Source organism: Pseudomonas sp. Leaf15 (assembly GCF_001421425.1).
GTDB lineage: Bacteria > Pseudomonadota > Gammaproteobacteria > Pseudomonadales > Pseudomonadaceae > Aquipseudomonas > Aquipseudomonas salomonii.
This window is the reverse complement of sequence record NZ_LMKI01000037.1, coordinates 72,203-85,083: the sequence shown is the minus strand read 5'-3', so window position 1 is coordinate 85,083 and position 12,881 is coordinate 72,203. Positions and strand designations below refer to the sequence as shown.

13 protein-coding genes are annotated in these 12,881 nt (G+C 60.2%); 7 read left to right on the top strand and 6 right to left on the bottom strand.

Translation table 11 applies throughout. From position 1 onward, the window contains the following. Positions 1-5: 5 nt before the first annotated feature. The 6 genes from ASE80_RS29150 to ASE80_RS29125 form a co-directional block, all read right to left on the bottom strand. Complete coding sequence (locus ASE80_RS29150) at positions 6-680, bottom strand: DUF2491 family protein (protein ID WP_056861935.1); 675 nt, start codon at positions 678-680, stop codon at positions 6-8. Next, on the bottom strand, positions 667-1,701 hold the full coding sequence (locus tag ASE80_RS29145) for an ion channel (RefSeq protein ID WP_056861934.1): 1,035 nt from the start codon (positions 1,699-1,701) through the stop codon (positions 667-669). The genes ASE80_RS29150 and ASE80_RS29145 overlap by 14 nt, the downstream gene beginning before the upstream one ends. Positions 1,702-1,773: 72 nt before the next feature. Beyond that, the gene (locus tag ASE80_RS29140) at positions 1,774-2,334 is read right to left on the bottom strand and encodes a rhomboid family intramembrane serine protease (RefSeq protein ID WP_056861933.1); all 561 of its coding nucleotides are present in this window, start codon (positions 2,332-2,334) and stop codon (positions 1,774-1,776) included. A gap of 225 nt (positions 2,335-2,559) precedes the next feature. After that, on the bottom strand, positions 2,560-3,258 hold the full coding sequence (locus ASE80_RS29135) for a PspA/IM30 family protein (protein ID WP_056861932.1): 699 nt from the start codon (positions 3,256-3,258) through the stop codon (positions 2,560-2,562). 17 nt (positions 3,259-3,275) lie between these two features. Further along, entirely contained in the window at positions 3,276-3,857 is a 582-nt protein-coding gene (locus ASE80_RS29130; RefSeq protein ID WP_032865490.1) for a YjfI family protein, read from the bottom strand. 285 nt (positions 3,858-4,142) lie between these two features. Continuing rightward, the gene (locus tag ASE80_RS29125; RefSeq protein ID WP_056861931.1) at positions 4,143-5,186 is read right to left on the bottom strand and encodes a PDDEXK nuclease domain-containing protein; all 1,044 of its coding nucleotides are present in this window, start codon (positions 5,184-5,186) and stop codon (positions 4,143-4,145) included. A gap of 207 nt (positions 5,187-5,393) precedes the next feature. On the opposite strand from ASE80_RS29125, the gene ASE80_RS29120 reads away from it, so the two are divergent. From ASE80_RS29120 to ASE80_RS29090, 7 genes are all read left to right on the top strand, one after another. Further along, positions 5,394-6,038 carry an NAD(P)H-dependent oxidoreductase gene (locus ASE80_RS29120; RefSeq protein ID WP_056861930.1) on the top strand — a complete coding sequence of 215 codons (645 nt, stop codon included), beginning with the start codon at positions 5,394-5,396 and terminating at the stop codon, positions 6,036-6,038. Further along, complete coding sequence (locus tag ASE80_RS29115; RefSeq protein WP_056861929.1) at positions 5,977-6,348, top strand: MerR family transcriptional regulator; 372 nt, start codon at positions 5,977-5,979, stop codon at positions 6,346-6,348. Before ASE80_RS29120 ends, ASE80_RS29115 begins: the two co-directional genes overlap by 62 nt. Positions 6,349-6,485: 137 nt before the next feature. Then, positions 6,486-7,625, top strand: coding sequence for a Fic family protein (locus ASE80_RS29110; protein ID WP_056861928.1), 1,140 nt, complete (start codon positions 6,486-6,488; stop codon positions 7,623-7,625). A 76-nt stretch (positions 7,626-7,701) separates the two neighbouring features. Continuing rightward, positions 7,702-7,944 carry an exodeoxyribonuclease VII small subunit gene (locus ASE80_RS29105; RefSeq protein WP_003176346.1) on the top strand — a complete coding sequence of 81 codons (243 nt, stop codon included), beginning with the start codon at positions 7,702-7,704 and terminating at the stop codon, positions 7,942-7,944. Further along, positions 7,941-8,828 (top strand): (2E,6E)-farnesyl diphosphate synthase, encoded by an 888-nt coding sequence (ispA, locus tag ASE80_RS29100; protein ID WP_056861927.1) that lies wholly within the window; start codon positions 7,941-7,943, stop codon positions 8,826-8,828. The genes ASE80_RS29105 and ispA overlap by 4 nt, the downstream gene beginning before the upstream one ends. A gap of 110 nt (positions 8,829-8,938) precedes the next feature. Further along, a complete protein-coding gene (dxs, locus tag ASE80_RS29095; protein WP_056861926.1) occupies positions 8,939-10,837 on the top strand; it encodes a 1-deoxy-D-xylulose-5-phosphate synthase in 1,899 nt (632 codons plus the stop codon). Positions 10,838-10,973: 136 nt separating this feature from the next. Further along, positions 10,974-12,869, top strand: coding sequence for a TonB-dependent receptor domain-containing protein (locus ASE80_RS29090; RefSeq protein WP_056861925.1), 1,896 nt, complete (start codon positions 10,974-10,976; stop codon positions 12,867-12,869). Positions 12,870-12,881 lie beyond the last annotated feature (12 nt).

Below are 12,881 nucleotides of genomic sequence, written 5' to 3'. Positions count from 1 at the left end.
TTTTTTTAGAGCGCGGTCAGGTCGGTTGTGTACAGCGAAATGCCCAGCGACGTGCTCAGGCTGATGCCACCCTCGGCATCCTCTTCGACGGAAAACAGCAGGAACTCGCGGCGATCGGTCAGGCCGGTTTCGCGGGCGTACAGCATCGAACGGTGCTCGACGTTGTAGGCGTCTTCCGGGTTTATCACGCGCTCGCTCATCGCCACCAATTCGGTCTGCCCGGCTTCGCTGCCCCACACACGGGTGTATTCGACGCCGTTGTGAGTGAAGGTCGGCAACCCGATCAAACTCTGGGGGCCTGCCAGCCTGCGCAGTTCCGCTTCGCTGCTGACGGTGACGTAGCTCAAGTAGTTGAACAGGATCACCGACTCGACCTGCCCGGCGATGTCGCCGGTGGTGTGCACCTGCAGCCAGTAATCTTCGTCGTTCATGTAATAGCGTGACAGCCAGGTCGACTGCCCGAGGTCGACGGTGCCGTTACTCCAGATTTCCTGGGAGCCTGGGATCACCACCGAGGTTTTCCCATCGAGCAACAATTTAAGGGTGGTGTCGAACATCACGCCTTTGCCCGGCGCCAGGCCCAGCGGCCCGGTGGTCGGCACGGGCTCGGCGGCAGGCCGGTTCGATTGTGGATTCGCGTTCGGGGCCTCGAGCCCCATCAACTGTTTAAACCATCCCATTGGAGATTTCCTTGAGGCGGGTGGAGGCAATGTAGAAGAGCTCGCCGCCTTCAACGCGCGTGGCACTGGGCGGGTTGATCGACGGTTGCTGCGCACCTTTGGCGCGATAGCCGATGAGGGTGGCGTTGTGGTGTTCTTTCATCCGCGTGTACAGATCGCCGAAGGTGGCTTCAAAGGCCTCGGGCAATCGCATCAGGTATTGAGTGGCGCCCTGCCCCACGCACAGCAGCTCATTGATGACCACTGACGAGCCCGGATCCTGGGAGGCACGCACCAGCATTTCGATGGCCATGCTGGACGTGCATTCCAGGCGCGGGGCATAGGAGCTGGCCAGTGCGGCAATTTCACTTTCATTGAAGTGGGCGACCACATGCCCGACGGGGCTCAGTTGATTCACCGCCAGCACCGTGGCCAGCGTCAGGTCGTCAGACGGGGTTCGCACCAGCACACGCTCGGCACCGGGCACACCGGCGCGCAGCAATAACGCGGTGGAGGACAGGCTTTCACCACGGATGAACGCGGCTTTGCCCGGCATCGGGTTTTCTTCGAGGGTGCAATCGCAAATCACGATCAGGTTGTCGTTCGAGGTTTCATCTTGCAGCAACAACTCGATGACCCGCTCACTGGACGCGCCTTCCCAGCCGATGAGTACCGTATGACCGACCTTGCCGGTGAAATCACCTTTGCCCTTCATGCCTTTTCTCCATGCATCGATAACACTGCTGGTGGTTTTGCCGATGGCCGCCGTTAGCAGCGCAATGCCGCCGAGCATCACCCAGGTCGCCACGAAAATGCGCCCTGCCGAGGTCTGCGGGGCGAGGTCGCCGTAGCCGACGGTGAGCGTGGTGGTGAGATAGAAGTAGATAAACGTGGCGAGGGCGGTGAGGTGTTGCTCGCCCAGAAGCACCAGGCCCAGGTAAGCCGTGCTCAGGTGTACGCCCAGGGCAACGATCAAGCCTGCCCAGCCGAAGCGGTGAAAGAGGGAGGAAGCGTACATGCGCAACAAAAGGAAAATCGACATTTCGTCCCTGGCTCCCTGGGTACTTGAATCCTGATGACGTCATCGCCTCGGCGTCTGGATGCTCAAGTGCGTTCACCCGGCATTAAACCTGCTGCGCGGTGTTGAGAGAAGTACCTTGGCAGCAATAAATCCGGCGAGCGCACCAAACAGATGCCCTTCGAAGGAAATACCCTGGCGCGGCAGAAAGCCCATGATCAATCCGCCATAAAACACCGCCACGACAGCGGCGACTATCAGGTTGCTCCAGCTCCTGTGGAACCAGGCGCGCGACAAGAGGTAGGCCCATAGCCCAAAGACCCAGCCGCTGGCACCGACGTGTACGCCGCTGAACCCGAACAGCCAGACCAACGAACCGCCCAGCAGGATAATGATCGCGCTGACGGTGACGAACCGGTTGAGCCCTTCGACCATGACCAGGGTGCCCAGCACCACAAAGGCAATCAGGTTTGCGCTCAGGTGGGCAAAGGAGGCGTGCAGAAACGGCGAGGTGAGGATGCCGAACAGGCCCTGCACGGTCCTCGGGACCAGCCCGAACGCCATGAGGCTGTAACCGGTGGCGACATTGAGCAGTTGCAGCGCGACCATGAACACGGCCAGGCTTGCGATTGTCTTGAAACCCTTCAGGGCGTCCATCCAGACCTCGAAGTAAAAAAGATGGGCAGACCTTAATGCCGGTCGGTTAAGCGCAAGCCTCCTGTGGGAGCGGGCTTGCTCGCGAAAGCGGTGGGTCAGCCAACACCTATGTTTGCCGGGCCGACGCCTTCGCGAGCAAGCCCGCCCCCACATTTGATCTTCGCTGCCTTGAGCATTTCACTCACTTAACTGTCCGGCTTTAGGGCAGACCTGCTTCGGCGTTGTTTACTCGGCCGACTTTTGCTTCAGACGTTCCAGAATCGCATTGGCGCTGCCAGTGTCCGGCGTGATGCCGGCGTCGCGCAGTTTGCGTTCCAGGTCAGTACCGGTCGATGCCTCGGCCAGTTCATCCTGGGCTTGCAGTTCAGCGGCACGTTGCTGCTGTTTGGCTTGCAGGCGATTAAGCGTACCCACCGCAGTTTCCAGCTTGCCGTTGGCGCCGCCGCTGGCGATGGAAGCGCTGACCTGGGCCTTTTGCACGCTTTCGCGAGCCTTGGCCATGTCCACTTGCTGGCGCAGGCTTTTGATCCGGCTTTCGGCCTTGGTGATGTCCTTGCGCATGCTGTCGGCGTAACCACCGAACTCGGCGGTCTGCTTTTGCTCGGCGTCACGTTCGTTGGTCAGGGTCGAAATGGCTTCGGCCACTTCCAGGGCCAGGTCTTCACGGTTGGCCTGAATAGCGGCCATCGCCTTGGATTCCAGGTCTTTGATCTTGGCGTCGTACTCGCCCACGCGATCGGCCGCCAGTTTGTGCTTGGCCATAATGCTCACCAGCTCCCGCTTGGCGTTGGCCAAGGCGGTGTCGGCGTCGCGAATTTCCTGATCAAGGATGCGCAGGGCCTGTTGGTCGACGATCGATTCGCCGACTTCGCTGGCACCGCCACGCAGCGCGGTGAACAATTTGCTCCAGATGGACTGAGTCATTGGATACTCCCGAATACTTAATTGAAGAAACGTTCGAAGGCTTCGCTGGCGCGCTGCACGTTATCGACCAGGGTTTTCACCTCGGTCACGATGTTGGTCAGGCTGGAGTCGGAACTCAGCGCACCAAACATGTTGTAAACAACCTGGCCGTTCGGCATGGACTCGATGCCGATCGACGACAACGGGAACATTTCCCGGCTGCGCAGCACGGCGTCATTGAAGGCCGTTACGTCGTTGATCGACTCGACGTCGACCAGCACGGTGTCGACGATGATCTGCTCGCCCACCACCGCGATGTAAATCGGCAAGCCACCGAAGTCGTTCATTTCCAGCTTGATGCTGGACTCGGAGCCTTGAACCAGAGAAAGCGTAATGTCTTTGGCGACCACTTCGTCCAGGGCTTGCAGCGCGCTGAAGAGGCGGTCGATGTTCCAGTTGGTACCTGCGCTCATGAAATTCTCCGACATGAATGAGCCAGCCAGAATCGGTTGGCGAAGCTGTTTCTCCATTTGCTTGAGCAGGCTTCGGTTTTCGGGAAGCACCCAAGTCTCGTGTTTCACATAACCGGCGGCCGCCAGCCCCGCGCGCATCTGCTTCATGTAAAAGCTCGACGGCTTTTTAACCGGCGGTTTCAAGCGCTCTCCCTTGCGGCTTGCTGAATCGGTATCGGGCTCTGCTGGCGGGCTCGATGGAGAGCTGCTTTTCATGGTACTGGCCTCGCTGTGAAAATCTCACGCGTGAGAAAATCTACAGGCAATTTTTGCAATGCTCAATAGCTCACGCGTGAGATTTTTTTCTCACCGGTGCGGACATGGATACGGGAAAGAAGAAAAGCGCCCGCTTTATCCAGCCATCCACTGCAACGTGCCCTGAACGGCAAGCTGTCACGGTTGAATGCACCCCGCCAGCTCCCGCTCAATCTGCTCAATGCTTGGCAAACTTGTTTGTAGCTCTGCCGGTAAGGATTCCACCAACTGATAGTGCGCCACGCCGATCGGTCGGTTGTTGTCGCGCAATGCGTATTCAGCCACCACTTCATTTTTGCTCTTGCACAACAACAGGCCGATGGTGGGCCCGTCCTGCGGGTGTTTAAGCTGGGCATCCACTGCTGACAGGTAAAAACTCAGCTTACCGAGGTGTTCAGGCTTGAATTTACCGGCCTTGAGTTCGATCACCACGTAGCAGCGCAGCTTCAGGTGATAGAACAACAGGTCGACGAAAAACTCATCACCGCCAACATCCAGCAACACCTGCTGCCCGACAAAGGCGAAACCGGCGCCCAGTTCAAGCAGGAAGTCGGTGACGTGCTTGATTAACGCGTTTTCTATATCGCGTTCCTGTGCATCCAAAGCCAGGCTGAGAAAGTCGAAACGATAAGGATCCTTGAGCGATTCGCGCGCCAGGTCGGATTGGGGTTTGGGCAAATGGTGTTCAAAATTGCTGACGGCCTTGCCACTGCGCTCCAGCAGGCGATGCTCGATGTGCATCACGAGGGTGTTACGTGACCAGTTGTGTTCGATTGCCTGGGCGATGTACCACCGGCGCGTTTCGGGGCCGGGCAGTTTGTCCAGAAGCACCACATTGTGGCCCCACGGCAATTGTGCAGCAGCCTGTTGCACAAATTCGGCATTCGGCCACGCTTCGGCAAAAGCGCGCATATATTTGAGGTTGCGCGGCGAAAACCCCTTCATCTTGGGAAAGGCCGCGCGCAAGTCTTGGGCAAGGCGATCAACCACCTTGCTGCCCCAACCCTGCGCCGCCTGGCGGGTCAGAATATCGTGGCCGATCTGCCAGTAAAGCAGCACCAGTTCGCGGTTCACCGCCAGCGTCGCTCGCTGCTGGGCCGTATGGATGCGCAGTTTAAGGTCGCTCAGCCAGTCGCTGTAGCCCACAGGAGGTGCGATCAAGCCGATAGAGGTTTCGCTCATGCCCGTTTCACTCTTGACTGGAACGGCACAGGCTAGTCAGTGGTTTTTACGCTCACAAGGGGCCGCGCACCGTTCAGGAAGGGCCTTGCACAGATCACAGAAACGTCCTGCTGGCCCTTGCAAATCAATGCATCGCTGGGCCAAGCCTTGAATCTCCCCTTTACGGCACACCCTACCCTGAAAGCCCCACTTTCAGGCTCCGGCACCATGACTCAGCGCATCCTGCTCATTCTCGGCCACCCCTCCAGCACCAGTTTCTGCTCAGCCGTGGCTGACACCTACATTCACGCGGCTACAATCGCCGGCCACGAGGTCCGCGTCCTACGGCTAGGCGAACTGGCTTTCGACCCGGTCCTGCATAACGGCTACACCCTGCCCCAAGCCTTGGAACCGGATTTGCTCAGCGCTCAAGCCGATATCCTCTGGGCGACTCATCTGGCGTGGGTTTTCCCGATCTGGTGGGGTGGCATCCCGGCATTGATGAAAGGCTTCATCGACCGCATTTTCCTACCCGGCTTTGCCTTTAAGTACCGCAAGGGCAAGGCATTCCCGGATAAGCTGCTGCAGGGCCGCACCGCCCATTTGTTGGTGACCCTGGACACGCCGCCGTGGTATTACCGCTGGGTCTATCGCATGCCGGGCATTCATCAAATGCGCAGCACGACTCTGGCCTTTTGCGGCATCAAGCCGACCAAGACCTTGATGTTCGGACCCGTACTGGGATCCACGGCGACGCAGCGCGACACGTGGCTGAAACAGGTCGGCGCACTCTTTGAAAAAGGGAATTTTCATGTACATCGGCAAAGCCGCGCAGTTGTCGGGCACAACCATCAAGGCGATTCGCCATTATGAAGCGATTGGCCTGTTGCCAGCGCCGCAGCGTATGGGCCGTTATCGGGTGTACTCGGCGCAGAGTGTCGAGTTGCTGACGCTGATCAAATGCGCCCAGCAGTTGGGGTTCAAGCTCAAGGAGTTGCAGGGAATTTTGCACGGCAGCCAAGGCGATGCTCGGCTTTGGGAGCGGGCGGCTCAGGCCATCGCCATCAAACAGCAGGAACTCACTGCGCAAATCGCGGAGCTGCAAAAGATGCAAGCGGGGTTGCTTGAACTGGAGGCAATGGCTCAATGCACCGAATCCCTGCTAGGCAAAGCATTGCGATGAACAGCCAACCAAGCTCGTCGCCAACCGGACATAGGCAGTCAGCGCAAGTGGACGACGAGCCGAATAAAATGCACAATCGGCTCACTATATGAGCCGAATAATCTTCTTATTCGGCTCACACACCCAGGCACACTTCCATGGACCAACCGTACTGGATCTGGCAACACACCGACTGGCCGCACTTCCACTGGCAGCCTGGGCACCTTGCGGCCCTGCTGCGTGAATGCGGGCAGGCCCAAGGCAAGTTGCTGGGCATGCTCGGCTCCGTCAGCCAGGCGACGAGCGCGCAGAATGAACTGGATGCACTGCTGCAAAACATCCTGACGTCGTCGGCCATCGAGGGCGAGCAGTTGAATGTGGGCTCTGTGCGCTCTTCATTGGCGCGACGCTTGGGCCTGGAGGCGAAGGAAGATGGCCAAGTCAGCCGCCGCAGCGAAGGGCTTGCCGAATTGATGATGGATGCCACCGCGCAATTCGCCCAGCCGTTCACCCTCGCTCGCTTATTGAATTGGCATCAATGGTTGTTCCCTGAGCCGGAAGCCGGCATCACTGCACGCATGCTCAATATCGGGGGCTTGAGGGGCGATGAGCCCATGCAGGTGGTGTCAGGTCGACTTGATTGGCCGACCGTGCACTTCGAAGCCCCACCACGCCAGGGCCTGGAGCAGGCAGTGGATGATTTCCTCGAATGGTTTGAGTCCAGCCGCGATCAGCCTGAACTGGACCCGCTGGTACGCGCAGGCGTTGCGCACTTCTGGTTTGTGACGCTGCACCCGTTTGATGACGGTAATGGCCGCCTGACCCGCGCAATTACTGACTTGGCGCTGGCCCAGGGCGAACATCAGGCCATTCGCTTTTATGCCCTGTCAGCCAGCATTCTTGAGGACCGCGCTGGGTACTACCACGCGTTAGAGACCAGCCAAAAGGCCACGCTGGACATCACCGACTGGTTGCAATGGTTCCTCAAGACCCTGCTGCGCAGCCTGCAGCAAGCCATGGCGCGGATTGATCGGGTGCTGGACAAGACCCGGTTCTGGCAACAGCACCATGACCTTTCTCTTTCCGTTGAACAGATCAAAGTACTCAACCGCTTGCTCGATGGTGGTGAGAAAGGTTTTGAGCAGGGCATCAGTGCAGCGCAATACCAGGCCGTAGCGAAGGTGTCCAAGGCAACGGCGACACGGCATCTGGCTTATCTGCTGGAAAAAGGCTGCCTGGCACGTTTGCCCGGCGCAGGCCGCAGTACGCGCTATCAAATCCCTGAAACGGGCAACTGAACCACCCCGCTCATTTGCCCAGAATCCCCATGTCTGCTAGTGTCGCGCCGGTTTACCGTCTACCGGATTAGCCGCCATGGCCCGCAAAAAAGTTGCACTCGATTTCGAACAATCCCTCGCCGACCTGCAAACCCTGGTTGAGCGTCTGGAGAACGGCGAGTTGTCGCTGGAAGACTCGTTGACGGCGTTTGAGCAAGGCATCGGCCTGACGCGCGACTGCCAGAGCGCGCTGGCGCAGGCGGAGCAGAAGGTTCAGGTATTGCTGGAGCGTGACGGGGAGTTGGCCGAAGAACCTTTCGATGCGGAACAGCCCGAATGATCGACGCGTATCAGGCCAGCAGCCAAGCCCGGGTCAACGCGGCGCTCGAACCCTTGTTCGTGGCGCCAGGCCCGCAAATGCAGCGCTTGTATGAAGCCATGCGCTACAGCGTGATGAATGGCGGCAAGCGTGTGCGCCCGTTGCTGGCGTATGCGGCCTGTGAAGCCCTGGGCGCGCCGGCCGAGCAGGCCAATGGTGCGGCGTGTGCGGTTGAGCTGATTCATGCCTATTCGCTGGTGCATGACGATTTGCCGGCCATGGACGACGACGATCTGCGTCGCGGCCAGCCCACCACCCATAAAGCCTTTGACGAAGCCTACGCGATCCTCGCCGGTGACGGCCTGCAGAGCCTGGCATTCAGTGCCTTGCTGGACCCGCGCCTGAACAGCGTGAATGCCGAGATCAGCCTGCGCATGGTCACGGCCCTGGCCGTGGCCGCAGGCCCGGCCGGCATGGTCGGCGGGCAGGCCATCGACATGGGTTCGGTCAGCCTCAAGCTCGACCAGAAAGCCCTCGAACATATGCACCGCCACAAGACCGGCGCGCTGATCGAAGCCGCCGTGCACCTGGGCGCCTTGGCCAGTGGCCGCGCCGAAGCTGCGCAGTTGGCGGCCCTGCAGACCTATTCCCGGGCCATCGGCCTGGCGTTCCAGGTACAGGACGACATCCTCGACGTGGAAAGTGACACCGCCACCCTGGGCAAACGCCAAGGCGCGGATATCGCCCGGGACAAACCGACTTACCCGGCGTTGCTGGGTCTTGAAGCCGCCAAGGCTTACGCCCTGGAACTGCGCGACCAGGCCCTGGACGCCCTGCGACCTTTCGACGCGGCGGCCGAGCCACTGCGTGACCTGGCGCGGTATATCGTCGAACGCCGCCACTGATAACCGCGGCCTTTCGCGCCGCATATCGGCCAAGTTCAGCGCCCTGCGTGGGCAGTTTGCACCGCTTGAGGTAAACTGCCGCCTCTTCTATACCTATAACGATTCGCCTGATGCCCACGACGTTTCAAGAGATTCCCCGCAAGCGCCCGTCCACGCCCCTACTCGACCGTGCTGTCACGCCGGTTGGCCTGCGTCGACTGGGTGAAGCCGAGCTGGAAACCCTGGCCGATGAGTTGCGCCTGGAATTGCTCTACACGGTCGGCCAGACCGGTGGACATTTCGGTGCCGGGCTGGGCGTCATCGAGCTGACCATCGCCTTGCACTACGTGTTCGACACCCCGGACGACCGGCTGGTGTGGGACGTGGGCCATCAGGCGTATCCGCATAAAATCCTCACGGGCCGCCGCGAGCGCATGGGCAGCCTGCGCCAGAAGGACGGCTTGGCCGCCTTCCCGCGCCGCTCCGAAAGCGAGTACGACACCTTTGGCGTCGGCCACTCCAGCACCTCCATCAGCGCCGCGCTGGGCATGGCAATTGCCGCCCGCCTGCAAGGCAGCGACCGCAAGGCGATCGCGGTGATCGGTGATGGCGCGCTGACCGCCGGCATGGCCTTTGAAGCACTGAACCACGCGCCGGAAGTGGACGCCAATATGTTGGTGATCCTCAACGACAACGACATGTCGATTTCGCGCAATGTGGGTGGTCTGTCCAATTACCTGGCAAAAATTCTTTCGAGCCGCACCTACGCCAGCATGCGCGAAGGCAGCAAGAAAGTGCTCTCGCGCCTGCCCGGCGCGTGGGAAATTGCCCGGCGTACCGAAGAATATGCCAAGGGCATGCTGGTGCCTGGCACCCTGTTTGAAGAGCTGGGCTGGAACTATATCGGCCCGATCGACGGCCATGACCTGCCGACCCTGATCGCCACGCTGCGCAACATGCGTGACCTCAAGGGCCCGCAGTTCCTGCATATCGTCACCAAAAAAGGCAAAGGCTTCGCTCCGGCGGAAGTCGACCCGATTGGTTACCACGCCATTACCAAGCTTGAACCTGTGGATGCGCCCGCCGCTGCGCCAAAAAAAGCCAGCGGGCCGAAGTATTCCGGCGTGTTTGGCGAGTGGCTGTGTGACATGGCCGCCGCCGACCCGCGCCTGGTGGGTATTACCCCGGCGATGAAGGAAGGCTCCGACCTGGTGGCATTCAGCGAGCGTTTCCCGCTGCGCTACTTCGACGTGGCCATTGCCGAACAACACGCGGTGACCTTCGCCGCCGGCATGGCCTGTGAAGGCGCCAAGCCGGTAGTGGCGATCTACTCCACCTTCCTGCAACGCGGCTATGACCAGCTTGTTCACGATGTTGCGGTGCAGAACCTTGACGTGTTGTTCGCCATCGACCGCGCCGGTTTGGTCGGCGAAGACGGCCCGACTCACGCAGGCAGCTTCGACTTGTCTTACCTGCGTTGCATCCCCGGCATGCTGGTGATGACTCCGAGCGATGAAAACGAACTGCGCAAGATGCTCAGCACCGGCCACCTGTATAACGGCCCGGCCGCCGTGCGCTACCCGCGCGGCAACGGCCCGAATGCGCTGATCGAAAAAGACCTGGAGCCGATCGAGATTGGCAAAGGCATCGTACGTCGCCAGGGCAGCAAAACCGCGTTTCTGGTGTTTGGCGTGCAATTGGCCGAAGCCCTGAAGGTCGCCGAGAAAATCGACGCCACCGTGGTCGACATGCGCTTCGTCAAACCGCTGGATGAGGCCTTGGTGCGTGAAATCGCCGCCAGCCATGAACTGCTGGTGACCATCGAAGAAAACGCCATCATGGGCGGTGCTGGCGCGGCAGTCAGTGAGTTCCTGGCGCGAGAGAACATCCTCAAGTCGGTGTTGCACCTGGGCCTGCCGGATGTGTATGTGGAACACGCCAAACCGGCGCAAATGCTGGCCGAGTGTGGCTTGGACGAGGCCGGAATCGAGGCTTCGGTGCGCACGCGCATGGCGCTGCTGGGCCTGTAAACACCAATAACATGTGGGAGCTGGCTTGCCTGCGATAGCATCACCTCGGTCTTACTGAAAAACCGAGGTGGCCGCATCGCAGGCAAGCCAGCTCCCACATTGGTTTTGTATTGCTGCTCAATGCTATGGACAGCCCATGAATCGCCTTCGCTTTGCCCTGCCCCTGCTGCTGCTCCCCGCCACTGCCGTGCTGGCCGACAGCTTCGAGCGCGACGACGCCCTCAAACTCTCCGACGTGGTGATCAGCGCCAACCGCCAGGTGCAGGCGCGTAACGACAGCAGCGCCGCCAACAGCGTGTTCACCCGCGACGACATCGACCGCTTGCAGCCCACCAGCGTGAGCGACTTGCTCAGCCGTGTGCCTGGCGTGCAGGTGGCGCAAAGTGGCGGCCGTGGAAGCGTGACCAACGTGTATGTGCGTGGCACCTCTACCGCCCAGAGCCTGGTGTTGGTGGATGGCCAGCGCATCAGCAGCTCCACCACCGGCACCAGTAACCTGCAGTACCTCAACATCGACCAGATCGAGCGCGTAGAGGTGCTGCGCGGTTCGCGCTCGGCGATCTACGGCAGCGATGCGATTGGCGGGGTGATTCAGATCTTCACCCGGCGCAACACCGACTCGGGCCTGCAACCGCGCCTGCATGTGGGTTTTGGCAGTAACCAGACGTGGGAGCGCAGCCTTGGACTGTCCGGCGGCGACCAGCAAACCCGCTTCAGCCTCGGCGCCAGCCTGGATGACACCGCCGGGATCAACCGCACACACACGTCCTACCCGAGCGATGGCGACCACGATGCTTATCGCGACCAAGCCATCAGTTTGAGCCTGAGCCATGCCTTTAACGATGACATCGACGCGGGCGTGAACGTGCTGGATAACCGTGGCAAAAGCGAATTCGACAACCCTTTTGGTCGCTATGACTCGCTCACTTACCAGAGCTTCCAGCAACAACCCTATACAGACTTCACCGTCAGCAGCGTCAGCAGTTATGTCGACGCGCGCCTCAACGATGCGTGGAAGTCTCGCCTGGAGCTGGGCCACAGTGAAAACCGCGAAAAGACCCTGGATAAACTCAGCGACGACCGCAGCGTATTCAACACCTACCGCGACTCGCTGAACTGGCAGAACGACTTGACCCTCAATGACCAGAACAGCCTGATCCTGGGTGGCGATTGGTACGAAGACCGGGTCAACAGCAGCACAGTGCTCGCCGAAGACAGCCGCTGGAACCGTGCCGCATTTATCCAGCACCGCTTTGAAGCGCAGTATTTTTCCACCGAGCTGGGCCTGCGCCGCGACCAGAACCAACAGTTCGGCGGTCACACCAGCTGGAGCGGCACCCTGACCCTGCCGGTGAACCCGGACAACGACCTGTTGTTCAGTTACAGCGAAGGCTTCCGCGCACCGACCTTCAACGACCTTTACTACCCGGACGAATACGGCTTTAAAAACGCCAACCCGAACCTGAAACCCGAAACCTCCAAAAGCTATGAACTGCAGTGGCGCAGCCAGCTCAGCGACACCAGCCGCCTGGAAGCCTCGCTGTACCGCACCGATATTCAGGACGCCATCGTGTTCGGCAGCGACGGCCCGCAGAACGTCAGCTCGGCCCGCATCAATGGTTTTGAAGCCGCGCTCAAGCAAGAGCTGTTCGGTTGGCAGGGCAGCCTTGGGCTGGCGTTGATCGACCCACGCGACCGCGACACCGGGCGTACCTTGGCACGCCGCGCCAGACGCACGGTGAGCCTGGATCTGGATCGCCAATTCGATCAGTTTGGCGTCGGCGCCAGTTGGCAAGCGGTGAGCAGCAGCTACGATGACCCGAAGAACCAGCAACGGTTGGGCGGTTACGGGTTGCTGGGGCTTCGCGCCAGCTGGGCCGTGAACCGTGAAATCACGCTGAACATGAAGGTCGATAACCTGCTGAACAAAGACTACAGCCGGGCGCTGTATCAGTATCAAGGCCAGCAATATGGCTACCGGGAAGAAGGCCGGGCGCTGTTGTTTGGCGTGACCTGGACGCCGGAACTGTAACGCCGGCGCGCA